This window comes from Pseudomonas sp. DY-1, assembly GCF_003626975.1.
GTDB lineage: Bacteria > Pseudomonadota > Gammaproteobacteria > Pseudomonadales > Pseudomonadaceae > Metapseudomonas.
Genome location: NZ_CP032616.1, coordinates 3737206 through 3763396 on the forward strand (window position 1 = coordinate 3737206; position 26191 = coordinate 3763396).

At 63.6% G+C, this 26191-nt stretch carries 26 protein-coding genes; 10 read left to right on the forward strand and 16 right to left on the reverse strand.

Features of this window, described 5'->3' with window-relative positions; all coding sequences use genetic code 11:
• The first annotated feature begins 63 nt into the window (after positions 1-63).
• From D6Z43_RS17710 to D6Z43_RS17720, 3 genes are all read left to right on the forward strand, one after another.
• Positions 64-531, forward strand: coding sequence for an Lrp/AsnC family transcriptional regulator (locus tag D6Z43_RS17710; protein WP_120653399.1), 468 nt, complete (start codon positions 64-66; stop codon positions 529-531).
• Positions 532-825: 294 nt separating this feature from the next.
• The gene (locus D6Z43_RS17715; RefSeq protein ID WP_120653400.1) at positions 826-2508 is read left to right on the forward strand and encodes an NAD(P)/FAD-dependent oxidoreductase; all 1683 of its coding nucleotides are present in this window, start codon (positions 826-828) and stop codon (positions 2506-2508) included.
• A 14-nt stretch (positions 2509-2522) separates the two neighbouring features.
• Positions 2523-3317: a carbon-nitrogen hydrolase family protein gene (locus D6Z43_RS17720; protein ID WP_120653401.1), complete on the forward strand. Its 795-nt coding sequence runs from the start codon at positions 2523-2525 to the stop codon at positions 3315-3317.
• A 135-nt stretch (positions 3318-3452) separates the two neighbouring features.
• Here the strand turns inward: D6Z43_RS17720 and D6Z43_RS17725 are convergent, their stop codons facing one another.
• The 4 genes from D6Z43_RS17725 to D6Z43_RS17740 are packed head-to-tail and all read right to left on the reverse strand — an operon-like array spanning position 3453 to position 6282.
• Entirely contained in the window at positions 3453-4157 is a 705-nt protein-coding gene (locus D6Z43_RS17725) for a type 1 glutamine amidotransferase (protein ID WP_120653402.1), read from the reverse strand.
• A gap of 1 nt (position 4158) precedes the next feature.
• The gene (locus D6Z43_RS17730) at positions 4159-5355 is read right to left on the reverse strand and encodes an aminotransferase class III-fold pyridoxal phosphate-dependent enzyme (protein ID WP_120653403.1); all 1197 of its coding nucleotides are present in this window, start codon (positions 5353-5355) and stop codon (positions 4159-4161) included.
• Entirely contained in the window at positions 5348-5587 is a 240-nt protein-coding gene (locus D6Z43_RS17735) for a hypothetical protein (RefSeq protein WP_120653404.1), read from the reverse strand. The genes D6Z43_RS17730 and D6Z43_RS17735 overlap by 8 nt, the downstream gene beginning before the upstream one ends.
• The gene (locus D6Z43_RS17740) at positions 5584-6282 is read right to left on the reverse strand and encodes an MOSC domain-containing protein (RefSeq protein WP_120653405.1); all 699 of its coding nucleotides are present in this window, start codon (positions 6280-6282) and stop codon (positions 5584-5586) included. The genes D6Z43_RS17735 and D6Z43_RS17740 overlap by 4 nt, the downstream gene beginning before the upstream one ends.
• A 103-nt stretch (positions 6283-6385) precedes the next feature.
• Between D6Z43_RS17740 and D6Z43_RS17745 the strand changes: the two genes are divergently transcribed.
• Entirely contained in the window at positions 6386-7279 is an 894-nt protein-coding gene (locus D6Z43_RS17745; protein ID WP_120653406.1) for a LysR family transcriptional regulator, read from the forward strand.
• 371 nt (positions 7280-7650) lie between these two features.
• Positions 7651-8307, forward strand: coding sequence for an endonuclease I family protein (locus D6Z43_RS17750; RefSeq protein WP_305955667.1), 657 nt, complete (start codon positions 7651-7653; stop codon positions 8305-8307).
• A 118-nt stretch (positions 8308-8425) separates the two neighbouring features.
• Here the strand turns inward: D6Z43_RS17750 and D6Z43_RS17755 are convergent, their stop codons facing one another.
• The 10 genes from D6Z43_RS17755 to bioB form a co-directional block, all read right to left on the reverse strand.
• Positions 8426-10204 carry an acyl-CoA dehydrogenase C-terminal domain-containing protein gene (locus tag D6Z43_RS17755; RefSeq protein WP_120653407.1) on the reverse strand — a complete coding sequence of 593 codons (1779 nt, stop codon included), beginning with the start codon at positions 10202-10204 and terminating at the stop codon, positions 8426-8428.
• 187 nt (positions 10205-10391) lie between these two features.
• The gene (locus tag D6Z43_RS17760; protein WP_120653408.1) at positions 10392-12185 is read right to left on the reverse strand and encodes an acyl-CoA dehydrogenase C-terminal domain-containing protein; all 1794 of its coding nucleotides are present in this window, start codon (positions 12183-12185) and stop codon (positions 10392-10394) included.
• 100 nt (positions 12186-12285) lie between these two features.
• The gene (locus tag D6Z43_RS17765) at positions 12286-13530 is read right to left on the reverse strand and encodes a diguanylate cyclase (protein WP_174235607.1); all 1245 of its coding nucleotides are present in this window, start codon (positions 13528-13530) and stop codon (positions 12286-12288) included.
• 224 nt (positions 13531-13754) lie between these two features.
• Positions 13755-15560, reverse strand: a complete 1806-nt coding sequence (locus D6Z43_RS17770) for a phenylacyl-CoA dehydrogenase (protein ID WP_120653410.1) — start codon at positions 15558-15560, stop codon at positions 13755-13757.
• A gap of 280 nt (positions 15561-15840) precedes the next feature.
• Positions 15841-16086, reverse strand: a complete 246-nt coding sequence (locus D6Z43_RS17775; RefSeq protein WP_120653411.1) for a hypothetical protein — start codon at positions 16084-16086, stop codon at positions 15841-15843.
• A gap of 62 nt (positions 16087-16148) precedes the next feature.
• A complete protein-coding gene (gene bioD / locus D6Z43_RS17780; protein ID WP_120653412.1) occupies positions 16149-16844 on the reverse strand; it encodes a dethiobiotin synthase in 696 nt (231 codons plus the stop codon).
• A gap of 1 nt (position 16845) precedes the next feature.
• Positions 16846-17658: a malonyl-ACP O-methyltransferase BioC gene (gene bioC / locus D6Z43_RS17785; protein ID WP_120653413.1), complete on the reverse strand. Its 813-nt coding sequence runs from the start codon at positions 17656-17658 to the stop codon at positions 16846-16848.
• On the reverse strand, positions 17651-18376 hold the full coding sequence (locus D6Z43_RS17790; protein WP_120653414.1) for an alpha/beta fold hydrolase: 726 nt from the start codon (positions 18374-18376) through the stop codon (positions 17651-17653). Before D6Z43_RS17790 ends, bioC begins: the two co-directional genes overlap by 8 nt.
• Positions 18369-19550 carry an 8-amino-7-oxononanoate synthase gene (gene bioF, locus D6Z43_RS17795; protein ID WP_120653415.1) on the reverse strand — a complete coding sequence of 394 codons (1182 nt, stop codon included), beginning with the start codon at positions 19548-19550 and terminating at the stop codon, positions 18369-18371. Before bioF ends, D6Z43_RS17790 begins: the two co-directional genes overlap by 8 nt.
• Before the next feature lie 98 nt (positions 19551-19648).
• Positions 19649-20707: a biotin synthase BioB gene (gene bioB / locus D6Z43_RS17800; RefSeq protein WP_120653416.1), complete on the reverse strand. Its 1059-nt coding sequence runs from the start codon at positions 20705-20707 to the stop codon at positions 19649-19651.
• Positions 20708-20934: 227 nt separating this feature from the next.
• Here bioB and D6Z43_RS17805 point away from each other — a divergent pair, with 227 nt between their 5' ends.
• The 5 genes from D6Z43_RS17805 (at position 20935) to rarD (ending at position 24928) form a co-directional block, all read left to right on the forward strand.
• Positions 20935-21228 (forward strand): hypothetical protein, encoded by a 294-nt coding sequence (locus D6Z43_RS17805; RefSeq protein ID WP_028631148.1) that lies wholly within the window; start codon positions 20935-20937, stop codon positions 21226-21228.
• A gap of 22 nt (positions 21229-21250) precedes the next feature.
• On the forward strand, positions 21251-21979 hold the full coding sequence (locus D6Z43_RS17810; protein WP_120653417.1) for a ComF family protein: 729 nt from the start codon (positions 21251-21253) through the stop codon (positions 21977-21979).
• A gap of 66 nt (positions 21980-22045) precedes the next feature.
• On the forward strand, positions 22046-22810 hold the full coding sequence (locus D6Z43_RS17815) for a TOBE domain-containing protein (protein WP_120653418.1): 765 nt from the start codon (positions 22046-22048) through the stop codon (positions 22808-22810).
• A 66-nt stretch (positions 22811-22876) separates the two neighbouring features.
• Positions 22877-23851: a serine/threonine protein kinase gene (locus D6Z43_RS17820; protein WP_120653419.1), complete on the forward strand. Its 975-nt coding sequence runs from the start codon at positions 22877-22879 to the stop codon at positions 23849-23851.
• A gap of 189 nt (positions 23852-24040) precedes the next feature.
• Positions 24041-24928, forward strand: coding sequence for an EamA family transporter RarD (gene rarD, locus D6Z43_RS17825; RefSeq protein ID WP_120653420.1), 888 nt, complete (start codon positions 24041-24043; stop codon positions 24926-24928).
• Between the two features lie 46 nt (positions 24929-24974).
• Here rarD and D6Z43_RS17830 read toward each other — a convergent pair whose 3' ends face one another.
• Together D6Z43_RS17830 and D6Z43_RS17835 are read right to left on the reverse strand one after the other, a co-directional pair.
• A complete protein-coding gene (locus D6Z43_RS17830; protein WP_120653421.1) occupies positions 24975-25493 on the reverse strand; it encodes a glycine cleavage system protein R in 519 nt (172 codons plus the stop codon).
• 37 nt (positions 25494-25530) lie between these two features.
• Entirely contained in the window at positions 25531-25977 is a 447-nt protein-coding gene (locus D6Z43_RS17835; RefSeq protein WP_120653422.1) for a GNAT family N-acetyltransferase, read from the reverse strand.
• Positions 25978-26191: the final 214 nt, after the last annotated feature.

Consider the following 26191-nt stretch of genomic DNA (forward strand, 5'->3'; position numbering starts at 1 on the left):
GCCGGCTTCAGGTAGCCTTGCGCACCCGCTAACCTCCAAGCACGCCACCGACCGAGCCCGTCCATGTCCGACCTGTCCCTCGACGAAATCGACCGCCAGCTGATCGCCGCCCTGCAGATCAACGCCCGCGAAAGTGTGGCCATGCTGGCGCGACGCCTGGGTATCGCGCGCACTACGGTGACCTCGCGCCTGGCCCGCCTGGAAAAGGCGCGGATAATCACCGGCTACGGCGTGCGCCTGGGCCAGCGAGTGGCCGATGGTGGCCTGCAAGCCTACGTGGGGATCACCGTGAAGCCTCGTAGCGGCAAGGACGTGTTGCGGCGCCTGACGGGAATGGCAGAGGTGCAGGTGCTCTGCGCAGTGAGCGGCGAGTTCGACTACGTCGCCTGGTTGCGCGCCGATTCCCCCGAGCGCCTCGATGAACTGCTGGACCTGATCGGCAGCGTCGACGGGGTGGAGAAGACCACGACCTCGATCATCCTCAGTTGCAAGATCGATCGCGGCCAGCCGTTGGCGCCCGCCAGCACCTAGGTTGGCGCGCGCGGCATCCCGCCAGAGTGCAGCGAAACCCTACGATTGGCCGTCTGCCTCCGCCTGTTGGGCCTCGCGTAGCTCGAACCAACCTACGAACCTCGCTCCCTCCACTGACTACGCTGATGGAAAGCGCACGCAAGCATGTTCGTCGTTTAGCGCAATGTGATCGTCATATCGCATTGAATGACTACCAAATGACGACACTCTGCGTCTTATGGACGAAATCGACGCTCCCTAGAATGGCTCCACCGCGCCTCCGGGCCGCTCTTCCACAAGCCTTCAAGGTCCATCATGAACAAGAACGATCGCCACCCTGCCGACGGCAAGAAACCCATCACCATCTTCGGCCCGGACTTCCCCTTCGCCTTCGATGACTGGATCGAGCATCCAGCGGGCCTGGGCAGCATTCCGGCTGAACAGCATGGGGCCGAGGTGGCCATTGTCGGAGCCGGCATCGCCGGCCTGGTGGCGGCCTACGAGTTGATGAAGCTGGGCCTGAAGCCCGTGGTTTATGAAGCCTCCAAGATGGGTGGACGCCTGCGTTCGCAGACCTTCGAAGGCACTGACGGCATCATCGCGGAACTGGGCGGCATGCGCTTCCCGGCCTCATCCACTGCCTTCTACCACTACGTCGACATGCTCGGTCTCAAGACCCAGCCCTTCCCCAACCCGCTGACCCCGGCCTCGGGCAGCACGGTGATCGATATCGAGGGCAAGACTTACTACGCGGAGAAGATGGCCGACCTGCCGGCGCTCTTCCAGGAAGTGGCCGACGCCTGGGCTGATGCCCTGGAAGACGGCGCCCGCTTCGGCGACATCCAGCAGGCCATCCGCGACCGCGATGTAAAACGCCTGAAAGAACTGTGGGACACCCTGGTGCCACTGTGGGACGACCGCACTTTCTATGACTTCGTTGCCAGCTCCAAGGCCTTCGCCAAGCTGTCCTTCCACCACCGCGAAGTGTTCGGCCAGGTAGGCTTCGGCACCGGCGGCTGGGACTCCGACTTCCCCAACTCGATGCTGGAAATCTTCCGCGTGGTGATGACCGCCTGCGACGACAACCAGCACCTGATCGTTGGCGGCGTGCAGCAAGTGCCCATGGGCATCTGGCGCCATGTCCCGGAGAAGTGCGTGCACTGGCCGGCTGGTACCAGCCTGGCGTCCCTGCACAACGGCGCACCGCGTCCTGGTGTGAAACGCATCGCCCGCGCCGCCGATGGTCGTCTTGCGGTGACCGACAACTGGGGCGATACCCGTCACTTCGCGGCGGTGCTCGCCACCTGCCAGAGCTGGCTGCTGACCACCCAGATCGAGTGCGAAGAATCATTGTTCTCGCAGAAGATGTGGATGGCTCTGGACCGCACGCGCTACATGCAGTCCTCCAAGACCTTCGTGATGGTCGATCGCCCGTTCTGGAAGGACAAGAATCCGGAAACCGGCCGCGACACCCTGAGCATGACCCTCACCGACCGCCTGACCCGCGGCACTTACCTGTTCGACAACGGCGACGACAAGCCCGGCGTGATCTGCCTGTCCTACTCCTGGATGAGCGACGCGCTGAAGATGCTGCCGCACCCGGTGGAGAAGCGCGTGAAGCTGGCCCTGGATGCGCTGAAGAAGATCTACCCGGACGTGGATATCGCCGGCCACATCATCGGCGATCCAATTACCATTTCCTGGGAATCGGACCCGCACTTCCTCGGTGCCTTCAAAGGCGCGCTGCCGGGCCACTATCGCTACAACCAGCGCATGTACGCCCACTTCATGCAGGACGACATGCCCGCCGAGCAGCGCGGCATCTTCATCGCCGGTGACGACGTGTCCTGGACCCCGGCCTGGGTGGAAGGTGCGGTACAGACCTCGCTCAACGCGGTCTGGGGCATCATGAAGCACTTCGGCGGCAGCACTCCGTCCGAGAACCCCGGCCCCGGTGACTGCTTCGCTGAGCTCGGTCCCATCGCCCTGCCTGACTGAGTCGGGAGACGTCCATGCGCATCGCCCTCTATCAGTGCCCACCCTTGCCGCGCGATCCGGCGGCCAACCTCGATCGCCTGCATCTGCGGGCGGCTGAGGCCGCCCGGCGCGGCGCACAGCTGCTGGTTACGCCGGAGATGTACCTCAGCGGCTACAACATTGGCGCGGAAGCGGTCAGCGCCCTGGCCGACCCCTGCGACGGTGCCTGGGCCGGACGAATAGCCGGGATAGCCCGCGAGCACGGCATCGCCATCCTCTACGGCTACCCGGAACGTAGCGCCGAAGGCGCCATCTTCAACTCGGTGCAACTGATCGACGCCCAGGGCCAGCGTCTAGGCAACTACCGCAAGACCCACCTCTTCGGCGAGCTGGACAGGAGCATGTTCAGCGCCGGCGGCGACGACTATCCGCTGGTGGAACTGAACGGCTGGAAGCTGGGCATGCTGATCTGCTACGACGTGGAGTTCCCCGAGAACGTCCGCCGCCTGGCACTCGCCGGCGCCGATGCGGTACTGGTGCCGACCGCCAACATGGAGCCGTTTGACTTCGTCTGCGACGTGCTGGTCCGCACCCGCGCATTCGAAAGTCAGTGCTACCTGGCTTACGCCAACTATTGCGGTTCCGAGGGAGAAATCCGCTACTGCGGCCTCTCCAGCGTTTGCGCGCCGGACGGCAGCCAGGCAGCGATTTGTGGACGCGAAGAGACCCTGGCCTTCGCCGACCTCAGGCGGGACAAGCTGGAGGCCTCGCGGGAGAGTCTTACCTACCTCAGGGATCGGCGGGCGGAGTTGTATCGCCCGCTGAGCTGAACCCGAGACTTCTGTCGGGGCGAATTCATTCGCTTGGGGTAACGAAGCTACCCTGATATCTCGAAGGGCAGACCTGCGGCCTGCTTGGCGAATGAATTCGCCCCCACAGGAAAAGCGGATCAAGCCTGCGAAAGATCAAGTCAGCGCGGCATGCGGTCCGGTCAGGTAGTCCAGCAGGCGGAACAGCGTCGGCGCCAGTGCGCTGCAGTGAGGGATGCCGTCGCGAATGGCCGACGCGTCTTCCACGGAACCTGAAAGCTCAAGATCCGCCGCGCAGGCCTCCAGCATCGCTTCGATGCTTTCCGGCGTGCTTTCCAGATGGCATTGCAGGCCAATGGCCCGCTCTTCCCAGACAAACCCCTGATTGGCGCAGGCCGCCGAACCGTAGAGGGGAATCGCCCCGGACGGCAGGTCGAAGGTCTCACCGTGCCAGTGCATTGCCAACAACCGCTGGGGCAGCATGCGGCCCAGCGAGGTGCGATCCGCCTCGAGGTGCTTCTCCATCGGCCACCAGCCAATCTCTGCCTCGCCCTTGCGCACTACCGCGCCCAGGGCCTGGGCCAGCAACTGGCCACCGAGGCAGATGCCCAGTACGCGCTTGCCCGCGTCGAGTGCCTTGCGGATCAATTTCTTCTCGGCCTTCAGCCAGGGAAGCTCCGCTTCGTCATGCACGCTCATGGGCCCTCCCATGACAATGAGCAGGTCGAAGTCGTCGGGACTCGGCAGGAGGGCATCGGCGTAAAGGCTGTACATCCGAACCTGCGCGGCGCGCAGGTCGAGCCATTGCTGGATGCGGCCAGGGCCTTCGAAGGGGGCATGCTGCAGGATGGCAACGCGCATGTCAGGCGATCTCCAGGGGTTCGCTCTTGGCCAGGGCAAAGGCGCGGTTCAGGCGCTTGAGCATTTCATCGACATTGGCGCGGCTTACCGTCAGCGCCGGGGTGAAGCGCAGGCAGTCAGGCTGCGGCGCATTGATCAGCAATCCTTCGGCGAAGGCGTGTCGGGCCACGAGGGGTGCGGACTGGCGAATCAGCGGCAGGCCGATCATCAGGCCGTGGCCACGCAGGGGACCGTGCCCATGGCGACGGGATACCCGCGCCAATCCTTCGCGCAAGTGCTGGGCGACATCTCGGACCTGCTCGAGAAAGCCAGACTCCAGCACCGTATTCAGTACGGCAAGGCCGGCAGCGGTCATCAATGCGTTGCCATGGTAGGTGCCACCCTGCTCGCCTGGTTCGAAGCAACAGGCATTGCCACGCGCCAGCAAGGCAGCGAGGGGTACTCCGCCACCCAGCCCCTTGCCAAGGGTGATGATGTCGGCACGGATGCCGTAGAGCTCTTCCGCCAACAGGGTGCCGCAACGGCCGATGCCGGTCTGTACTTCGTCGAGGATCAGCAGCACGCCGCGTTCCCGACACAGGCGTTCGACGCCCTGGAAGTACTCCAGTGTGGCGGGGATGACGCCGGCTTCGCCCTGCACCGGCTCCAGCATCACTGCCACCGTCGTCTCGTCCACAGCGGCGGCCAGGGCATCGAGGTCGTTGTACGGAACCTTGGTGAAGCCCGGCACCTTCGGCTCGAACATCGATTCGAAGACCGGCTTACCGGAAGCGGACATGGTGGCCAGCGTGCGGCCGTGAAAGCTGTTGCTGGCGGTGACGATGCCGAAGGCCCCACCCCGATGCAGCTGACCCCACTTGCGAGCCAGCTTGATGGCCCCTTCGTTGGCCTCGGCGCCACTGTTGAGGAAGTACACCTGGTCGCTGCCGCTTGCCTGGCACAAGCGCGAGGCGAGTTCGAGCATTCCGCGGTTGTAGTAGGCCGGCCCGGGATTGATCAGGTTCTCCGCCTGACGTTTGAGCGCATTGACCACGACGCTGGGGCTGTGGCCCAGACTGTTCACCGCCCAGCCCTGAGTGAAGTCGAGGAAGGCATGGCCTTCGGAATCCCAGAGCCAGGAACCCTGGCCGCGCACGAACAGTTGGTCGGGACGTTCCACGGTTTTCATCAAGCGCAGACCGGCGAGAGCATCACGCATGCTCCGGGACCTCCTCATGTCGATACTCGACGCCCAGCAGGCGCAGGCCGTCCGGGCCCTGTTCGAGGATGCGGCGGAGTTCTCGACGACGCTCTATGTGCAGGCTGAAACCCTCCTCGCGGGGGAAGCGCTTACGCATCTCGCGGGTCATCTCCACGTAGCGCGCCTGGCTTACGCTGATCTCGGCGAACAGCACGTCGTCACGGCGCAGGCTTATGCGGTAGTCGCTCATGCGCGCATCCCCTCCAGCGGCAAGCCCTGCAAACGGGCACTCCAGTCTTCCAAAAGGCCTGTGCTGAGACGACGGGCAGCCGTTTCGCGCCAGCGCGTGGACAGCGCTTCGCACTGTTGCAGTTGCTGCAGGCCGGCGTGTTCCAGCGGGAAATGGAAGAAGCTCTGGATGGTGTGGGCAACGGTCAGGCCGGGGTAGCTGCGCTGGATCAGTTCCAGCGAGTCTTCCTGGCTGACGAAGCCGGGCCGCAGCACGCGGTAGAACCAGCCACAGCGGCCGGTTTCCTGCACCCGCTCCGGCAATTCGGGAATGTCCCAACGGCGGCTCAGGCGGTAACAGGGCGAACGCGGCTGACTGACCTGGATGAAGGCCTGCCCCCAGCGGAAGATATCGCCGATGCACACCTGGTCTTCGGTGAGGCCGCAGGTGGAAAGGTTCTCGCCGAAGCTTGGTGCTTTCCATTCGAGGTGACGAAAATGCTTGCGCCAGTACTGGTAGTGCTCGGCCGGGTAATGGTGCAGCGCACGTTCGGGACCACCGTGGAAACGCGGGTCACCCTGCTCGTCGCTGCCCAGGCCCTGGGGCCAGAGCCAGAGACGGTGGTCGATCGATTGCTTGTCGATTGCACTGGACAAACCACCGCCTATATCTTCGGCTTTACCTATGAAAACGCCATTTACGACCCATGCGCACATTCGCCCTCTCCAGCACCAGATGCAGTCTCTACGTGGCATAGGCTATGGCCTTGAAGCATCACGGGCCATTTCGTTTTTCCAGCTTTATCGATAAGTAACGCTTATGGATTTTCGCCAGCTTCGCTACTTCGTCGCGCTTTACGAGGAAGGCCACGTCGGTCGCGCCGCCGAGCGTCTGAGCCTGTCGCAACCAGCGCTCTCCCAACAGATTCGCCAGTTGGAGCAGAACCTGGATGTCAGCCTGTTCCAGCGCAGCGGAAAACGCCTGCTGCCGACCTTGGCCGCGCACACCCTGTATGGCCACGCCCTGCCACTACTGGATGGGCTGGAACGCGCCCGTGAGGCGTTGCGCGGATTCCGTGGCCAGTCGCCGCGCAGCCTGGCTATCGGCGTACTGCAGACGGTCAATGCGGCGCTGGTCCCCATGCTGCTGGAGCGCCTGCGCGAGGCACAGCCACAGCTGGTGGTACAGATCTATGAACTGTCGGGACTGGATATCGAACGCCGCCTGCTGACCGGCAACCTGGATATCGGAATCGGCTTCCTGCCACCGCGCCAACCAGGGCTGCACAGCCAGTTGCTCTACGAGGATGAGTTGCAGTTGGTGATTCCCTCCGAGCACCCACTGAAGGAGTTCAAGAAGGTTTCCCTGGCCCAGGCGGCTGAGCTGCCGATGCTGCTGCTCGGCGAGGAGTTCCGCATCCGGCAGATCTGGCAGGAGCAACTCGCCCTGCTCGGCCGCCGCCCGCACGTGCAGGCGGAGCTGAACCACATGGCGGGCATCCTCGACAGCCTGCCGCACACCATGCTGGCGACGGTGCTGCCCGGCCGCGCGCGACAGATGCATGCGAACCAGGGTCTGTTGTGGAAGCCGCTTAGCGAGCCACGGGTGCCGTTGAAGGTGGGATTGGTGTTTCGCGATGCCCAGCGCCAGCAGGCGACCTTGGAGTTGCTGCGCTCGGTACTGGAAGGGGTGGTGGGGCCGAAGGACTATTGAGCTGGGGGAGTTTTGCAACGCAGAAAAAGAAAAACCTCGCCGAAGCGAGGTTTTGCAGACTGTGTCCCGACATCCCTGATCTGACCGCCATCCTGGCGGAATCCGGCGTATCCCTGTTTTGCAATGCGCTTCCTGCGCGACGTCCAATGGAGTGAAGATTAATCCCCTCTACCAGGGTCTGAAAGGAGCTATAGCCACCAGCATTTGTAAGCTAATGCTTACACGATTTCGGAATTATCCGAGGCCCTCTTATTGCAACCCAAGGTACAACCAAGCAAGCGATCGGTTGGTCTTGGTTTGCCCCCGGTGCTCTTGTTAGACTCGTTTTGTCCTACAAGAACTACAGACCCCGACAAGGCGGTCCCAGGGTCATGACCATGCGCCCAATTCTTACTGCCCTTTCCTGCCTGGCGGCCCTGGTCGCCAGCCATGCATTCGCCGGTGGCCAGGATCGCCTGGCCGATCCGAAGGCCGCGGTCGAGCAGGCCTTCTGGCAACAGCTCTACGCCGACGGAGGCGTCACGCTCTATTGCGGCAAGACCTTCAGCGCTCCCGGCGGCCTGCTCAGTGCCAGCCCGGTGTACAGCGCCAAGCAGATCAAGAGCGCACTGCGCTGCGTCACCGACAGCCAGTGCCAAGCTGCCAATGCGCAATACCCCTACATGCTCTCCGACCTGCACAACCTCTACCCGGACCAGTCGCGCATCGAACTGGCCCGCCGCAATGCCCTGTTCGGCGATGTCGGCGACGGTGGACAGCGCACGCTGGCCGACTGTGACTTCAAATCCGCCTACCAACTCGTCGAACCTCGCGACGCCGCCAAGGGCAACGTAGCCCGCGCGATCTTCTACATGCACAGCGAATATGGCCTGCCCATCGTCGGCCAGTTGCAGATGTTCCAGCAGTGGAACCGCCTCGACCCGGTGGACGACGAAGAACGCGCCCGCAATAGCCGCATCGAGGCGATCCAGGGCAACCGCAACCGCTTCATCGATGACCCGTCATTGGCGGATTCGCTACAGCCGTAGGAAAGCTTGTGGGGACAGCTGCGCTGTCCTTGGCGAATGAATTAGCCCCTACCGAAAAGCATCTCCCGGAAAATACGAAGCCCCGCAATTGCGGGGCTTCGTGTTTGCCGACTAGCGCTTAGAACTGCGCGGCGTCGAGCAGGTAGAGCGACTCGCTGCCGGCCTTCACCGAGGCGGTCAGGGAGTGGATGCGCGGCAGCAGGCGAGCGAAGTAGAAGCGCGCGGTGCCGAGCTTGCTGGCGTAGAACTCGTCCTGACCTTCCTTGCCCAGCGCAGCGCGAGCCATCAGGGCCCACATGTAGGCGTAGGCGGTGTAGCCGAACACATGAAGGTACTCGACCGAGGCAGCGCCGATTTCGTTCGGGTTGTTCTTCGCACGGTCCAGGACCCAGGCGGTCAGCTCGTCGAGGTTGGCGACGGCAGCTTTCAGCGGTTCGGTGAACTCGGCCAGCTCGGCGGAGGCGCCATTGGCGAACGCCTTGATCTCGTCGGCGAAGTGCTTGTAGAACGCGCCACCGCTGCCGACGATCTTGCGGCCCATCAGGTCGAGTGCCTGGATGCCGTTGGTGCCTTCGTAGATCTGGGTGATGCGCACATCACGCACCAGCTGCTCCTGGCCCCACTCGCGGATGAAGCCGTGACCGCCGAATACCTGCTGGCCGTGGATAGTGGTTTCCAGACCGAGGTCGGTGAGGAAAGCCTTGGCGACGGGGGTCAGCAGGGCGACCATTTCTTCGGCGCGCTTGCGCACGGCGGTGTCTTCGCTGAACTTGGCGGTGTCCAGCTGCATGGCCACGTAGCTGGAGAAGGCACGGCCGCCTTCGTTGGCTGCCTTCATGGTCAGCAGCATGCGACGCACGTCCGGATGGACGATGATCGGGTCAGCAGCCTTGTCCTTGGCGACCGGGCCGGTCGGCGCGCGGCTCTGGATACGCTCACGGGCGTATTCCACGGCGCTCTGGTAGGAACGCTCGCCAGAAGCCAGGCCCTGGATACCCACGCCCAGGCGCTCGTAATTCATCATGGTGAACATGGCGGCCAGGCCCTTGTTCGGGGCGTCGACGATGTAGCCGGTGGCGCCGTCGAAGTTCATCACGCAGGTGGCAGAGGCCTTGATGCCCATCTTGTGTTCGATGGAACCGCAAGAGACGGCGTTCTGTTCGCCCAGAGAACCGTCCGCGTTGACCATGACCTTGGGCACCAGGAACAGGGAAATGCCTTTCGGGCCGGCCGGGGCATCCGGCAGCTTGGCCAGTACCAGGTGGATGATGTTCTCGGTCAGATCGTGCTCACCGCCGGTGATGAAGATCTTGGTGCCGGAGATCTTGTAGCTGCCGTCAGCCTGGGGTTCGGCCTTCGTGCGGATGATGCCGAGGTCGGTACCGGCATGCGGCTCGGTCAGGCACATGGAGCCAGCCCAGACACCCGCGTACATGTTCGGCAGGTACTTTTCCTTCAGCTCTTCACTGGCGTGCGCGTTGATCGACAGGCAGGCGCCTGCGGTCAGCATCGGGTACAGGCCGAAGGACAGGTTGGCCGCATTGACCATCTCTTCGACTTGGGCGGAAATCACCTTGGGCATGCCCATGCCGCCAAAGATGGGGTCACCGCCCACACCAACCCAGCCGCCTTCGGCGTAGGTCTTGTAGGCCGCGGGGAAGCCCGCCGGAGTGCTCACGGAACCGTCTTTCCACTGGCAGCCTTCTTCGTCGCCGCTGCGGTTCAGCGGGGCGATCACGCCACCGGTGACCTTGCCGGCTTCTTCCAGGATGGCGGAGGCGGTATCGGCGTCGACCACTTCGGCCAGGGCAGGCAGCTCAGCCCAGAGCTTGGCTACCTCGAAAACTTCATTGAGGACGAAGCGCATATCGCGCAGGGGCGCTTTGTAGTCAGCCATGTGCAAACCTCGCAATCACTCACAGGTGGCCAGGGTCGGCCGGTTCACGGAAGAGGTCCGCAGTGTACATGAACAACTTTTAAGAGACATAGAGTCCTAATGTGACCAAATATTCACATAAGGTCACACCCTTTCCCCGCATGAAAAAGGCCCGCACCAGGCGGGCCTCCGACCGTCCATCGGTGCGTTACAGACTGAAATGCTCTGCCGGCAATTGCATCAGGCAATCGCTGCCGGCTTCCACGGCCGCGCGGTGGGACTCGGTACGCGGTAGCAGGCGCTTGAAGTAGAAATCGCAGGTCGCCAGCTTGGTCTGATAGTAGGCGCTGTCGCCGCTGCCCGCCTCCAGCTTGGCATCCGCCACAACGGCCATGCGCAGCCAGAACCAGGCCAGGGTGATGTAGCCGGAGTACATCAGGTAATCCAGCGCGGCTGCACCCACCTCGTCCGGATTCTTCATGGCGGCCAGGCCGACCTTCTGGGTCAGCTCGCCCCACTGCTGGTTGAGACGTGCCAGTTCAGCCGCGTGGCCCTTGAAACGCGGATGCTCGGCCTGAGCCTGGCAGAATTTGTGGATGATTTTGGTGAAACCGCGCAGCAGCTTGCCCTGACTCCCCAACACCTTGCGGCCCAGCAGGTCGAGCGCCTGGATGCCGTTGGTGCCTTCGTAGATGGGGGCGATGCGGCAATCGCGCACCAGTTGCTCCATGCCCCACTCGCGGATATAGCCGTGGCCACCGAACACTTGCATGCCGAGGTTGGTGGCTTCGAGGCCGGTATCGGTCATGAAGGCCTTGCAGATCGGCGTGAGGAAGGCGAGCAGGTTCTCGGCCTCTTCGCGCTGCTCGGCGCTATCGCTGCGATGGGCGATGTCCAGTTGCTGGGCAGTGAAGTAGGCCAGAGCCCGGTTGCCTTCGTTGAATGCCTTCATGGTCAGCAGCATACGGCGCACGTCGGGATGCACGATGATCGGGTCGGCGACCTTGTCCGGCGCCTTGGGCCCGGTAAGGGCACGCATCTGCAGACGGTCGTTGGCATAACGCACGGCCCCCTGGTAGCTGGCTTCGCCGAGGCAAAGACCCTGCATGCCGGTGCCCAGACGCGCATGGTTCATCATGGTGAACATACAGTTCAGGCCCTTGTTGGCCTCACCGATGAGGAAGCCTTTGGCGCCGTCGAAGTTCATCACGCAGGTTGCCGAAGCCTTGATGCCCATTTTGTGTTCGATGGACCCGCAGGAGACGGCATTGCGCTCGCCAACGCTCGCACCCGCGGGGAGGAACTTGGGCACGATGAACAGGGAGATTCCCTTGGTGCCAGCGGGTGCGTCGGGCAGCTTGGCCAGCACCAGGTGGACGATGTTCTCGCTCATATCGTGCTCGCCGGCGGAGATGAAAATCTTGGTGCCGGAAATCGCGTAGCTGCCATCAGCCTGTGGAACGGCTCGGGTCTTGATGATGCCGAGGTCGGTGCCGCAATGGGGCTCGGTCAGGCACATGGTGCCGGTCCAGCGACCTTCGGTGAGGCGGGTCAGGTAGGTCTGCTTCTGTTCTTCGCTGCCGTGGGCATGGATGGCCGACATGGCGCCGTGGGTCAGGCCTGGGTACATGGCCCAGGACTGGTTGGCCGAGGCGACCATTTCGCTGATGATCAGTCCGAGGGAATGGGGCAGGCCCTGGCCGCCATAGGCCGGATCCGCCGCCAGGCCATTCCAGCCACCTTCGACGTACTGGGCGAAGGCTTCCTTGAAACCCTTGGGCGTGGTCACCACGCCGTCCTGCCACTGGCACTCTTCTTCATCGCCCGAGCGGTTGATGGGCGAGAGCACTTGCTCGCAGAACTTGGCACCTTCTTCGAGAATGGCGGCGACCATGTCCGGGGTGGCATCGCTGGCGCCCAGGGCCGCATAGCTGGCCGGGTAGTCGAAGACTTCGTCGATGAGGAAGCGGATGTCGCGAAGTGGGGCCTTGTACTCGGGCATGGCGGAAACTCCTTGGAGGTCGATTCAACGACCCTACTCGCGCCCCAGCACTGTAACAACGACGCTGACCCTGCTGAATGCAGCGTCATAACCGCCCGCGTCAGACGGCGGCGCGCTTCACTCGCACGGCACCCCGGCGATTCTCGCCATGCCGGAAGACCCGGTTACGTCCGGCGCTCTTGGCGCTGTAGAGCGCCTGGTCAGCGGCCTTGATCACTTCTTCCGGGCTACGTTGCTCGGCATCCCGCTCGGCCACGCCGATGCTGATGGTCACCGACACCGTCTGCCCACTGGCGGCACCACGCTTGGAGCGGCCGGTTTCGTCGCTCTTCGGACGACTGCCCTGGTCACGAAGATGCATCTGGTACTGCTCGATGGCCTGGCGCACCGCCTCCAGGTGCGGCATGCACTCGTCCACCGACTTGCCGGGGAAGAGGATGGTGAACTCCTCGCCACCGTAGCGATAGACCTTACCGCCGCCACCGACCTTGCGCAGGCGGCTGGCCACCAGGCGCAAAACCTGGTCGCCCACGTCGTGGCCGTAGGTGTCGTTGAATTTCTTGAAGTGGTCGACGTCGGTCATGGCCAGCACGTAGTTGCGGCCGAGACGCCGCAGCCGCTCGTTCAGCGCGCGACGACCGGGCAGGCCGGTGAGCTCGTCACGGAATGCCATCTGGTAAGCCTCATGGGCCACCGACGCTGTGAGTGCGAGCATCACTACGCTGCTCATCACGTGCAGCGCATGGGGCAGCATGAAAGTCTTGGGCAGCATCCACAGCAAGCCGCACAGGCCGAGCAGTTGGGCGGCGTGCTGCGGGCGAGGCTGACGCACATAGATGACCACCAGCGCCACCAGGGCGATGGCGAACGCCAGGTAGACGACCTGTACCAGGGTCATCCAGTGGCCATGCAGCATGGGCCAGTAAATCTTGCCGATCACGCCTAGCATCGCATCCGGGTAGCTGCTGCCCAGCGCCACCAAGACGCCGAGCACAGCTATCAAAACTGCGCCTCGGGCAACGAAATCCTGCAGCAGGTGGGTGCGCTCCTCCCAGCAGCCATAGAGGCCGTAGAGCATGGGCAGCAGCAGGCTGGCCAGATGAAAAACCAGCCCGGCGTCCTCCCGCACCACCCGCTCGACCTGGTAGTAATCGACCTGGGTATCCAGTTGGTAGTAGGCCAGGTAGACGACCAGCAGCAGCGCCACCTGGCGCACTCGTCCGTAGGCCGCGCAGAAGGCACCCCCCAGCAGCAGGAGAAGGGTGGGAAGCACGTTGAAAAGGGAGGTGAAGAACTCGCTCATCCCCGACAGCGAACCCACTATTCCGCCCCCCACCATCAACATCAAGGGAGGCAGTAAATGGCTGACGCGATAGGACGCACGACTCCGCACGAGGTCTGATCCTGGGGTTCGAAAACGGGGAAAAATCGAGGTGGCGATATGATTGCACAGGCACAGACCACAAGCACGAGGCGCCGGTGCGAACTTCCGCACAACCCGGCATCGCGATCGCGCGTCACAAACGAAAAAGCCCGCCAGGTGGCGGGCCTTTCGTGTGGCGCAGAACCTTAGTAGCCCAGGTCGAAATCTTCTTCGGCCAGTTCCATCAGGTTGTTGGCACCGGACAGCATGGTTTCAGCATGGGTGCGGGTACGCGGCAGGATGCGCTTGAAGTAGAAACGCGCGGTCTGCAGCTTGGCCTTGTAGAAGGCGGCATCGCCCTCGCCGGCAGCCAGTTTCTCGGCAGACAGGCGAGCCATGTCGGCCCAGAAGTAGGCCAGGCAGGCGTAACCGGAGTACATCAGGTAATCCACCGAAGCGGCACCCACTTCCTCGCGATCCTTCATGGCGGCCATGCCGACCTTCATGGTCAGGTCGCCCCACTCCTTGTTCAGCTTGGCCAGCGGCTCGACGAATTCCTTGATGGCTTCGTTGGCCTCGTTGGCCTGGCAGAACTTGTGCACGATCTTGGTGAAGCCCTTGAGCGCTTCGCCCTGGGTCATCAGGATCTTGCGGCCCAGCAGGTCGAGGGCCTGAACGCCGGTGGTGCCTTCGTACATCATGGAGATGCGGCAGTCACGCAGGTTCTGCTCCATGCCCCACTCGCTGATGAAGCCGTGGCCACCGTAGATCTGCATGCCGTGGGATGCGGACTCGAAGCCCACTTCGGTCATGAAGGCCTTGGCGATGGGAGTCAGGAAGGCCAGCAGGGAGTCAGCAGCTTTCTTCTGCTCTTCGTCCTGGCTGTACTTGACGATGTCCACTTGCTTGGCGGTGAAGTAGACCATGGCGCGGTTGCCTTCAGCGAAGGCCTTCATGGTCAGCAGCATACGACGCACGTCCGGGTGGACGATGATCGGGTCGGCGGCCTTTTCCGGAGCTTTCGGGCCAGTCAGGGAGCGCATCTGCAAACGATCGCGAGCGTACTTGATGCCACCCTGGAAACCGACCTCGGCGTGGGCCAGGCCTTGCAGCGCGGTACCCAGGCGAGCGGTGTTCATGAAGGTGAACATGCAGTTCAGGCCTTTGTTAGCCGGGCCGATCAGGTAGCCGGTAGCGCCGTCGAAGTTCATCACGCAGGTGGCGTTACCGTGGATACCCATCTTGTGTTCGATGGAACCGCAGGAAACGGCGTTGCGCTCGCCCACGCCGCCTTCGGCGTTCGGCAGGAACTTCGGAACGATGAACAGGGAGATACCCTTGGTGCCGGCCGGCGCATCGGGCAGGCGAGCCAGGACGATATGGACGATGTTGTCGGCCATGTCGTGTTCACCGGCGGAGATGAAGATCTTGGTGCCGGAGACTTTGTAGGAACCATCGGCCTGGGGCTCGGCCTTGGTGCGCAGCATGCCCAGGTCGGTACCGCAGTGCGGCTCGGTCAGGCACATGGTGCCGGTCCACTCGCCGGATACCAGCTTGGTCAGGTAGGTGTGCTTCTGGTCATCGGTGCCGTGGGCGGACAGGGTGTTCATCGCGCCATGGGAAAGACCGGGGTACATGCCCCAGGACCAGTTGGCGGAGCCGACCATCTCGCTGATGGCCAGGCCGAGGGACTCCGGCAGGCCCTGGCCGCCGTGGTCAACGTCATGGGCCAGGCTCGGCCAGCCGCCTTCTACGAACTGCTTGTAGGCTTCCTTGAAGCCGGTCGGAGTCTTAACGCCGGACTCGCTCCAGGTGCAGCCTTCGGTGTCACCCACACGGTTCAGCGGAGCGATCACCTGCTCACAGAACTTGGCACCCTCTTCGAGGATGGCGTCGACCATGTCCGGGGTAGCGTCCTGGCAGCCAGGCAGGCTCTGATAGTGCGCTTCGTAGCCGAGCAGCTCGTCACGAACGAAGCGGATATCACGCAAGGGGGCCTTGTAATCAGGCATAGCGGTAAACCTCTGCGGTGGGTTCCTAGTTCAGCTGACCGGAGCGCCGGTCGCTTGCGGCATCTGGTGGTGATTGCCGGAGCAATCAAACAGGCGTTTGAAACATACGTTTACGCCAACCCCCTGTCAAGCGCTCTGCCCGACCAGCCGGTCACGTCCCTGACAGGCAAAAGAGGACCCTGCCTGGAGACAGTAAAGATCAAGAAACAGCGCAGCAGCGCCAAGGGAAGTAACTGGAAGGAAGAATGCGAAAGGGCCGCTTGAAGCGGCCCTTGAAGGATCAGGCGAAGGTATCGATGAGACTACCGATCATCTGGTCGGTGGCCTTGGCAACCATGCTGCCGGCCTCGGCCTGGACCTTGCCGGCCTCCAGGGCGAGCAGGATGCTGGTGAGGTCGGCGGGCTGTTGAGCACCTTCGCCGCTGACTGTGTTGCTGGCTATTTCACCGGCTGCCTGCTGGATCATGCGCTGGCCGGACTGGATGGCGCCTAGTCCTGCGCTGAAGCCGCTTCCCTGGATTTCCATGTCGGATACCAAGCTCGATGGACGATGCCGGCAATTGAAGCAGCCGGTATCGCCTTTCGCAATCAGCGCCGGAAGAATTCGCCCAGCGGCGCCAGGTCGAGATGGCGTGCCACAGCAGCCGGAGTCGCCTGATCCAGGCGCGGCACACGCCCAAGGCAGGGCGCAGGAAGGCGCTCGGCCAGGGTCGCAAGGTTCTCCTCCAAACGTGAGGTCTGCGGGTCGACCACATTGGCCACCCAACCGGCCAGGGTCAGGCCGTCACGCGCAATGGCCTCAGCGGTGAGCACCGCGTGATTGATGCAACCGAGGCGTACACCCACCACCAGGATCACTGGCAGGCCGAGGGCGGCAGGCAGGTCGGACAGATTGGCCTGCCCCGCCAGGGGCACGCGCCAGCCGCCGGCGCCTTCAACCAGGCTGAAGTCCGCCCCTTTGGCCAACACCCGTCGCACAGGAGCGGCTAGCGCGTCCACATCCAGCCGTACCCCCGCTTCCCTGGCGGCAAGGTGTGGCGCAATGGCCGGAGCGAAAGCCAGTGGATTGACCTCGTCGTAAGACAGGGGCAGCGAGCACTCACCCAGTAGAGCAAGGGCGTCACTGTTACGCAGGCCATCGACGGTTTCATCGCAGCCGGACGCCACCGGTTTCGCCGCAGCGGTGGAGAGTCCCTGTGACCGGGCGCGATGGAGCAGGCCCGCGGCAATGGTGGTCTTGCCGATCTCGGTATCGGTACCGGTGACGAAGTAGGCCACTGCCATGTCAGTTTTCCTTTTTCAGTACGCCATAGACCACCTGATAGGTGGCCGGCAGGCCCTGGGGCTGACGGAAACGCTCGTAGGCTTCCACCAACGCGTGGATGCGCGCCCGCCCGGTGAGCCCGCCAGGACGGCCCGGATTGAGGTTATGGGCACCGAGGGCCTTGAGTTCGTGGGTCAGGGTACGCAGATCGGCGTAGTGCAGTACCTGCGGCTCGCTGCTCAGGTCCAGGGGGAGCAGGGCACTGGCGGCGCAGAGGTCCTGGTAATCCTCCAGGCGGCGAAAACGGTTGACGTGGACAAAGCCGTCCACTGCCTGCCAGCTGTCACGCAACTCCTGCAGGGTGCCCACGCACAGGCTGCTGAAGGCGAATACGCCTCCCGGCTGCAACACACGGCGAGCCTCGGCGAGCACGGCGGCGAAGTCGGCGCACCATTGCACGGCCAAACTGGAGAAAATCAGTTGCTGGGTGCCACCGGCCAGCGGCAGATGCTCGGCATCACCGGCGATGAATCGCTTGGCGCCGCCCTGCGGGCGAGCGTGTCGCAACATGCCCTCGGCGATGTCCAGCGCCAGGCCGTCGCTATGCGGGAAACGCTCGGCCAGCGCGCGGGAAAAGAAGCCGGTACCGCAACCCATGTCCACCCAGTTGTCCGGCGTGAAGCCTTCCGGCAGCCGGCGCAGCAGTTCGTTGCCAACCGCCCGCTGCAAGGCAGCGACGCTGTCATAGCTATCCGCCGCGCGGGAAAAGGAAGCCGCTACCTGGCGCTTGTCGGGCAGATGGCCATCGGCAGGGGCGTTTCGGGCGTCAGACATCATCGCCCTCACGCATGAAGCCGAGGATCGCCGCGGCCACCTCCTCCGGTCGCTCCAGCGGCAGACCGTGACTGGCGTCGGCGAATACCTGCACTTCCACATCCGGTAGCCACTCCAGCAGCGCGTCGGCAGCAGTGGCCGGCACCAGCGCATCTCGCCCGGCGAACAGGTGAAGTTGTGGACCGCCATAACCCTGGATAGCCGCGCGGATATCCAGTACATCCAACAGACGCAGGCCCGCGTCCAGCACCTTGGGTTCAGTGGGTAGCTGGGTGACCTGCAGCTGCCGCGCCAGCGTTCGGGCGTCTCGCGCGCCCTGGGCCACCAGCATGGTGAAGCGTTTGAGGGTCTGCGCGGGGTCGAGACGGCAAGCCTCGTGGAAGGTCGCGAAGACTTCCTGAGACATGGCGCTGGGCCAATCGTCGCGGTCACGGAAACTCATGTTGCTGCACAGGCCGATCAGGCCACGGCAAGCAGCACCCCGGCGCGCGGCCAGTTGTGCGGCGAGCATGCCGCCAAGCGACCAGCCGGCCAGCCAGCTGTCCGCTGCCAGGCGCGCATCCAGCTCATCGAGCCAGGCGCCGGCCTGCTCCAGCGCTGGCAGCGGTTCGATTTCAACCACCAGATGCGGCGCGCACTCCAGCAGAGCTTCGCGCAAAGGTTCGAGGGCGGCGGGGCCAATAGCCCAGCCCGGCAACAGAATCAGGCGCTCACGCATCGGGGGCATCCTCCTTCGCCAGTTTCTCCCAGCATTCGGCCAGGGCACTCAGCAAGGATTCAAGCTGCTCTTCACTGTGGGCGGCGGAGAAAGTGACACGCAGTCGCGCGCTGCCAGCCGGTACTGTGGGCGGACGGATGGCTCCGACCAGGATGCCGCGCTCGCGCAGCATGGCGGAGAGCTTCAATGCACGTGCGCTGTCACCGACCAGGATCGGCTGGATCGGCGTCGGGCTGTCCATCAGGGTCAGGCCGATCTCGGCTGCGCCTTTACGGAAGCGCTGGATCAGTGCGTTCAAGTGCTCGCGGCGCCAGCTTTCACGCTGCAGCAGCTCCAGGCTCTTCAAGGTGGCGCAGGCCACCGCCGGGGGTTGGCTGGTGGTGTAGATGTAAGGGCGGGCGAACTGGATCAGTGTTTCGATCAGTTCCTCGCTGCCGGCGACGAAGGCACCAGCGGTACCGAAAGCCTTGCCCAGGGTACCGACCAGCACCGGTACATCCTCGAGGCCCAAGCCAAAATGTTCGACGATACCGCCACCGTTAGCCCCCAGCGGCCCAAAGCCATGGGCATCGTCCACCATCACCCAGGCGCCACGAGCTTTCGCGGCCGAGCAGATAGCGGGCAGATCAGCGAGATCGCCGTCCATGCTGAACACGCCATCAGTCACTACCAGGGTGTTGCCCTCGGCCTTTTCAAGACGACTGGACAGACTGTCCGCATCGTTGTGCAGGTAGCGCGAGAAGCGCGCCCCGGAGAGGAGTCCGGCGTCCAGTAGGGAAGCGTGATTGAGGCGGTCCTCCAGCACGGTATCGCCCTTGCCCAACAGCGCGGTCACCGCGCCCAGGTTGGCCATGTAGCCCGTGGAGAACAGCAGTGCGCGGGGCCTGCCGGTGAACTCGGCCAGGGCCAGTTCAAGATCGTGATGCGGTCCGCTGTGGCCGATCACCAGATGCGAAGCACCACCACCGGCCCCCCAGCGATCCACGCCGGACTGCAGGGCAGCCTTCACCTCGGGATGGGCAGCCAGGCCAAGGTAGTCGTTGGAACAGAAGGCCAGCATGGGGCGGCCGTCCACCACGACATCCGGCCCCTGAGGGCTTTCCAGCAAGGGGCGCTGGCGATAGAGGTTGTCCGCATGGCGGGCGGCTAGGCGCGAGGCGAGATCAAAAGGCATGGGCGGTTCGGTTTTTCGTAGGCGCCAGCGTGCTGGCGAACCTGCAGGAGCCGCCCTTCGCGAGCAAGCTCGCTCCTACAGGGTTCGATAACGCGGAATCAGGCAGAAGCAGCGTTGTAGAACATCTGCGAATCGCGCTGTTCGACCAGGGCCTGCTCGATGGCGGCCTGATGCACCTCGTCGGCGTGTTCCTCGCGCTCTTCCGGCTTGATGCCAAGGCGCGCGAACAGCTGCATGTCCTTGTCCGCTTGGGGGTTCTTGGTGGTCAGCAACTTCTCGCCGTAGAAGATCGAGTTGGCGCCAGCCATGAAGGCCAGGGCCTGCATCTGCTCGTTCATCTGTTCGCGACCGGCGGACAGGCGTACGTGGGACTTCGGCATCATGATCCGGGCGACCGCCAGGGTGCGGATGAAGTCGAACGGATCGACGTCCTTTTCTTCCGCCAGCGGGGTGCCCTTCACTTTCACCAGCATGTTGATCGGCACCGACTCCGGGTGCTCGGGCAGGTTGGCCAGCTGGATCAGCAGGCCGGCGCGGTCGTCTACCGACTCGCCCATGCCGAGGATGCCACCGGAGCAGATCTTCATCCCCGCCTCACGCACATAGGCCAGGGTCTGCAGGCGCTCACTGTAGGTGCGGGTGGTGATGATGTTGCCGTAGAACTCCGGCGAGGTATCCAGGTTGTGGTTGTAATAGTCGAGGCCGGCCTCGGCCAGCGCCTGGGTCTGTTCCTGGTTCAGTCGCCCCAGGGTCATGCAGGTTTCCAGGCCGAGCTTCTTCACGCCTTTGACCATTTCCAGGACATAGGGCATGTCTTTCGCCGACGGATGTTTCCAGGCGGCGCCCATGCAGAAACGGGTAGAGCCGATGGCCTTGGCCTCGGCAGCGGCCTCGAGGACCTTCTGCACTTCCATCAGCTTTTCCTTGTCCAGGCCAGTGTTGTAGTGGCCGGACTGAGGGCAATACTTGCAGTCTTCCGGGCAGGCGCCGGTCTTGATCGACAGCAGGGTGGAAACCTGTACCCGATTCGGGTCGAAGTTCGCGCGGTGAACGGTCTGCGCTTGGAACAGCAGGTCGTTGAACGGCTGCTCGAAGAGCGCCTTCACCTCGGCGAGGGACCAGTCGTGGCGGGTAGCGATGGATGCGGTTGCACTCATGGAGGTTTCCTTCGACGCTTGCAGGGGCGCCTCTTGTCAGGGATACCCGGAGTCGGACTCCGGGAATTCAGGCTTAGGGCATCATAAGTTGAGCTGTGACGCTGTCAACCAGTCTTGCGGCACAGGTCAACATCTGATCGTTTTTTAATCACATATTCCACTGAACCAGATTTCCCGGTCAGGCTCAAATTCCAGGCAGCCAGCCGCTGAAGGAGCAACACACTGCAATGCGTACGGAAGGATTTTTCGAGTGGCTCGGCCGGATCATCGGCACCGCCATCCGCTTCATAGTCGACCTGCTCTCTGGCGTGCTTGGCGGTATTGGTCAGGCCATAGACGATTTTCTCAACGGCCTGGCACGGGCCATCGGCATGGACGTGTCCTTTTTCAGCCTGATCCTGCTGCTCGTCGGGCTACTGCTGCTCTACAGTGGTGTCCGCGCCTTCATCCGCAAGTCCATCATCGGCGGCCTGGTCCTGACCTTTCTCGGTCTGTTGGTGATGAGCTGGCTGATCGCCTGAATCCTGTCCCAGGGAGGGGACCATGCTTTCCTTGCTCGCCCGGTTACGGCCGGCCTGGCTTCGCCACACACCCACCTGCCAGCTTTGTCGCGCGCCGGGCAGCGACCTGGCTATCTGCGCAGGCTGCGAGGCCGAACTGCCCTGGCTCAACGGACACTGCATCGTCTGCGCCCTGCCCTTGCCCACCCAGGGCCTGCCCTGCGGTGAGTGCCTGAAACGGCCACCGCCCTTCACGCGGGTCGAGGCGCCTTGGCGCTACGGCTTCCCGGTGGACAGCCTGATCACCGGTTTCAAGCACCAGGGCCGCTGGCCCCTGGGCCGCTTGCTGGGGGAATTGCTCGTCCGCCACCTGGAGCACGCTTTCCATGAAGGGCTGCCCCGTCCCGACGCCCTGCTACCGGTTCCCCTGAGCGCACCACGCCTGCGCCAGCGTGGCTTCAACCAGGCACAGATGTTGGCGCGCTGGCTGGGCAACGAGCTGTGCCTCCCCGTGCAGGACGACTGGCTGCATCGCATCGAGGACGGCCCGCCCCAGCAGGGCCTGGATGCTGCCGCCCGGCGCCGCAACCTGCGCCGTGCCTTCGCGTTGCCCTCGCGGGTGGAGGTGAAAGGCCTGCACCTGGCCCTGGTGGACGACGTACTGACTACTGGCACCACCGCACATGTCCTCGCTCGCCTGTTGACGCGCGCTGGCGCGACTCGGGTGGACGTCTATTGCCTGGCACGCACGCCCCGGCCGGGAGACCCCTGAAGGCTTGACGCAGCGAACAGGCGGGAGCAGCCTGCGCGCCAGATCCCCCGACGAAACCGTCCGTTCATGAGCCTGACCAGCGCCCTCACCCAGCAACTCACTCGTCGCCCGCAGCGCCTGGCGCTGCTGGAGCAGATCGCCGTACAAGGCTCCATCACCCGCGCCGCCAAAGCCGCAGGCCTGAGCTACAAGGCGGCCTGGGATGCCATCGACGAACTGAACAACCTCGCCGAAAAGCCTCTGGTGGAACGCTCCGTGGGTGGCAAGGGCGGTGGCGGTGCGCGACTGTCCGCCGAGGGTGAACGCCTGCTGGCCCTCTACAAGCGCCTGGAAAGCCTGCAGGCGCGCCTGCTGGAAAGTGCCGAAAGCGAACAAGACCTGGAGCTGCTGGGTCGTCTGATGCTGCGCACCAGCGCACGCAACCAACTGAGCGGCCGAGTGCTCGGCATCGAATCCAGGGGGCGCAACGATCTCGTGAGCATCGAACTGGCCGGCGGTCCCTGCCTCTTGGCGCAGATCACCCACGACAGCACCGAAAAGCTGGAACTGGCGCCAGGCCGCAGCGTGGTGGCGCTGATCAAGGCGGGATGGCTGCGACTGCAGGCCATATCAGAACCGGCAGATGACGCGCTGAACCAGTTACAGGGCCGGATCGAGGAAATCCTCGACGCGGCCGACAGCCCCAGCGAAGTGCGCATCGCCCTGGCCAGCGGCCAAACGCTCTGTGCCCTGGTCGAGCCCGAGCGTCTGGCGCAACTCGGCCTCAAGGCCGGCGACAGCGTGCGCGCGCAGTTCGCGCCCGCTCAGGTGCTGCTCGGCACCGCGCTCTGAGGCCCGTCAACCGTACGCTGCGCGACCATTGGGGATAGACTGGGCGCCTGACTGCCGGAGTTGCCCATGTCCCACCCCTTCGATGACCTCACACCCGACCTGGTACTGGACGCTGTGGAAAGCCTCGGTTTTCTCAGCGATATGCGCATCCTCGCGCTGAACAGCTACGAGAACCGCGTTTACCAGGTAGGCATCGAGGACGCTGAGCCACTGATTGCCAAGTTCTACCGACCGCAGCGCTGGAGCGACGAAGCGATTCTCGAAGAGCACGGGTTCAGCGCCGAACTGGCCGAATGCGAAGTGCCGGTAGTAGCGCCGCTGCAACGCGACGGAAAGAGCCTGTTCGAGCACGCCGGTTTCCGCTTCGCCCTGTTCCCTCGTCGCGGCGGCCGCGCACCGGAGCCGGGTAACCTCGACCAACTCTACCGCCTCGGCCAGTTGCTCGGTCGCCTGCACGCCGTCGGCAGCACCCGCCCCTTCGAGCACCGCGAAACCCTGGCGGTGGAAAACTTCGGCCACCAGTCCCTGGCGACCCTGCTGGAAGGCGGTTTCATTCCCCGCAGCCTGCTGCCAGCCTACGAGTCGGTCGCCCGTGATCTGCTTAAGCGCCTCGACAAGTTGTTCGCCGAAGTGCGCTACCAACCGATTCGCATGCACGGTGATTGCCACCCCGGCAACCTGCTGTGCCGTGACGAGGTCTTTCATGTGGTGGACCTCGACGATTGCCGCATGGGGCCGGCGGTGCAGGATCTCTGGATGATGCTGGCGGGGGATCGCCAGGAACGCCTCGGCCAGCTCTCCGAGTTGATGGACGGCTACCAGGAGTTCCACGACTTCGACCGCCGCGAACTGCCGCTGATCGAAGGCCTGCGCGCCCTGCGCCTGATGCACCACAGCGCCTGGATCGCCCGCCGCTGGGACGACCCGGCCTTCCCCATGCACTTCTCCTGGTTCGGCAGCGAACGCTACTGGGGCGACCAGATCCTCACCCTGCGCGAGCAAATTTCGGCGTTGGACGAAGAACCGCTGAAGCTGTTCTGAACCTGCCACCTCCTTGTAGGGGCAAATTCATTCGCCGCTACAAGGAGCAGCGCTCGCCAGCTGCCGTAAAGAACGCCTTACGTGTTTCGCTTGCACGGCCTTGCGGAAAAACCTGAGCACACAGACAAGCCACGACGTCGCCCACTAGAATGTCGCACCACTCGTTAGCTGCCTAAGCAAGGACATTCCATGGCAACCGCCGACCCGCGTCGCGGGTACATCCTGGGGCTCACCGCCTACGTCATCTGGGGCCTCTTTCCGCTCTACTTCAAAGCTATCCAGAGCGTTCCGGCGCTGGAGATCATCGTTCACCGCGCGATGTGGTCGGCCCTGTTCGGCGCAGCCTTGTTGCTGGTCTGGAAGCACCCGGGCTGGTTGCGCGAGCTACGCGAGAACCCCAAGCGCTTTGGGGTACTCGCCGCCAGCGGCATGCTGATCGCCGGCAACTGGCTGGTCTACGTATGGGCGGTGAACAACGGACGAATGCTGGAAGCCAGCCTGGGCTATTACATCAACCCGCTGATCAACGTACTGCTGGGAATGCTGATTCTCGGCGAGCGCTTGCGTCGCCTGCAGTGGATCGCCGTACTGCTGGCGGCCATCGGCGTCGCGCAACAGATTTGGCAAGTCGGCGCGCTACCCTGGGTGTCGCTGACCCTGGCGCTGACGTTCGGTTTCTACGGACTGATCCGCAAGCAGGCTCCGGTGGCGGCCCTGCCCGGGCTGGTCGTCGAAACCTGGCTGCTGCTGCCCCTGGCCGTTGGCTGGTTGCTGCTGACTCCGAGCGCGACCTCCTCCCAGGCGAGCTTCTGGTCAACACCCGAGGCGCTCTGGTTGATCGCGGCGGGCCCCATCACCCTGGTGCCCTTGGTGTGCTTCAACGCTGCCGCGCGCCACCTGCCTTACACCACCCTGGGTTTTCTCCAGTACCTGGCGCCGACCCTGGTGATGCTGCAAGCGATCTTCCTGTTCGACGAGCATTTCGACCCGAGCAAGCTGCTGGCCTTCTGCTTCATCTGGGCAGGCCTGGCCATCTATAGCGTTGACGCCTGGCTGACCCTGAGGCGCAACAGCTGATCGCCAAGGTGGAAATCCGCACCTCGGATTTCCACCCGATCGCCACTCATTTTTCCTGGTGCAGATTCAATTCAACCATCAGGTCATCGGCCAAGGTCTCCAGCTTGGCCTGCAACACATCCAGGGACAGAGTCAGCGGCACCGCCAGCACGGCCTCGGCGTGGAACAACGGTTCGCTGCTCATGGGCGCCGGCATCACCTCGGTGATCAGGCTTTCCAGGTTCACACCCAGTTCCGCCAGCAGGCGGGTGATGTCACGGACGATGCCCGGCCGGTCGTTGCCCACCAGATCCAGCAGGATCGGCTTCCAGGTGCAGGAGGGCTCGATGCCGCTCTGCGCCAGCATCACGCGGATGCCGTGGGCGCTGAGGCCTTGCAAACCCTCAACCAGTTCGTCGTAACCCTCGGCCGGGACCGCTACGCGCAGTATCCCGGCGAACTGCCCGGCCATGCGCGACATACGGCTTTCCAACCAGTTGCCACCATGGGCGGCGATGCACTGCGCGACACGTTCCACCAGCCCGGGCTGGTCCGCTGCGATGACAGTAAGTACCAGATGATCCACGCTCGACTCCTTATATGTAGGGAACCGGCACCCGGCGTCAGGCCAGGCTCAGCCAGTAGGTGAAGTAAATCTCGTCCCGCACATAGCCGAGTCGTTCATAAAGCGCCTGGCCGGCAAGGTTGGTCTTCGCGGTTTCCAACTGGATGCCGCAGGCGCCCGTGTGTTCGGCATGGGCGCGGGCAGCGTTCATCAGGTCTTCCCCGACGCCCTGGCACCGGGCGGCGGGCACTACATAAAGATCGCTCAACAACCAGGCTGGTGCCAGCGCCAGCGACGAGAGAAAGGGATAGAGCTGGGTGAAGCCAAGGGCAACGCCATCGTCACCGCGGGCGATGAACAGCGTCGAGTCACCGCGATCCAGCCGCTGCTCGAGGAACGCACGGATATCCGTCTGAGGCCTGGGCACCTGGTAGAACTCGAGATAGCCGGCAAAAAGGCTGGATAGGTCATCAAGATCGCTGAATGTGGCGGCATGCACAGGCATGGAAAGGCTCCTGGACGAATTCGCTGGAGTATAGGAAAGCGCCGAAAAACCCGCGCGGAATCCCGTGCGACGGCCTGTCGCAGTTCAAATGAAAAATAAATCGTGTACATTTTTCAGATTTAACTGGAACAAAGAGCCAGTTTTTTGCGAACATTCTGCCCGCCGTTGTGACCGTAAACCAGCTTTTAGTCGCATAGCGACGCGACCCCACTGA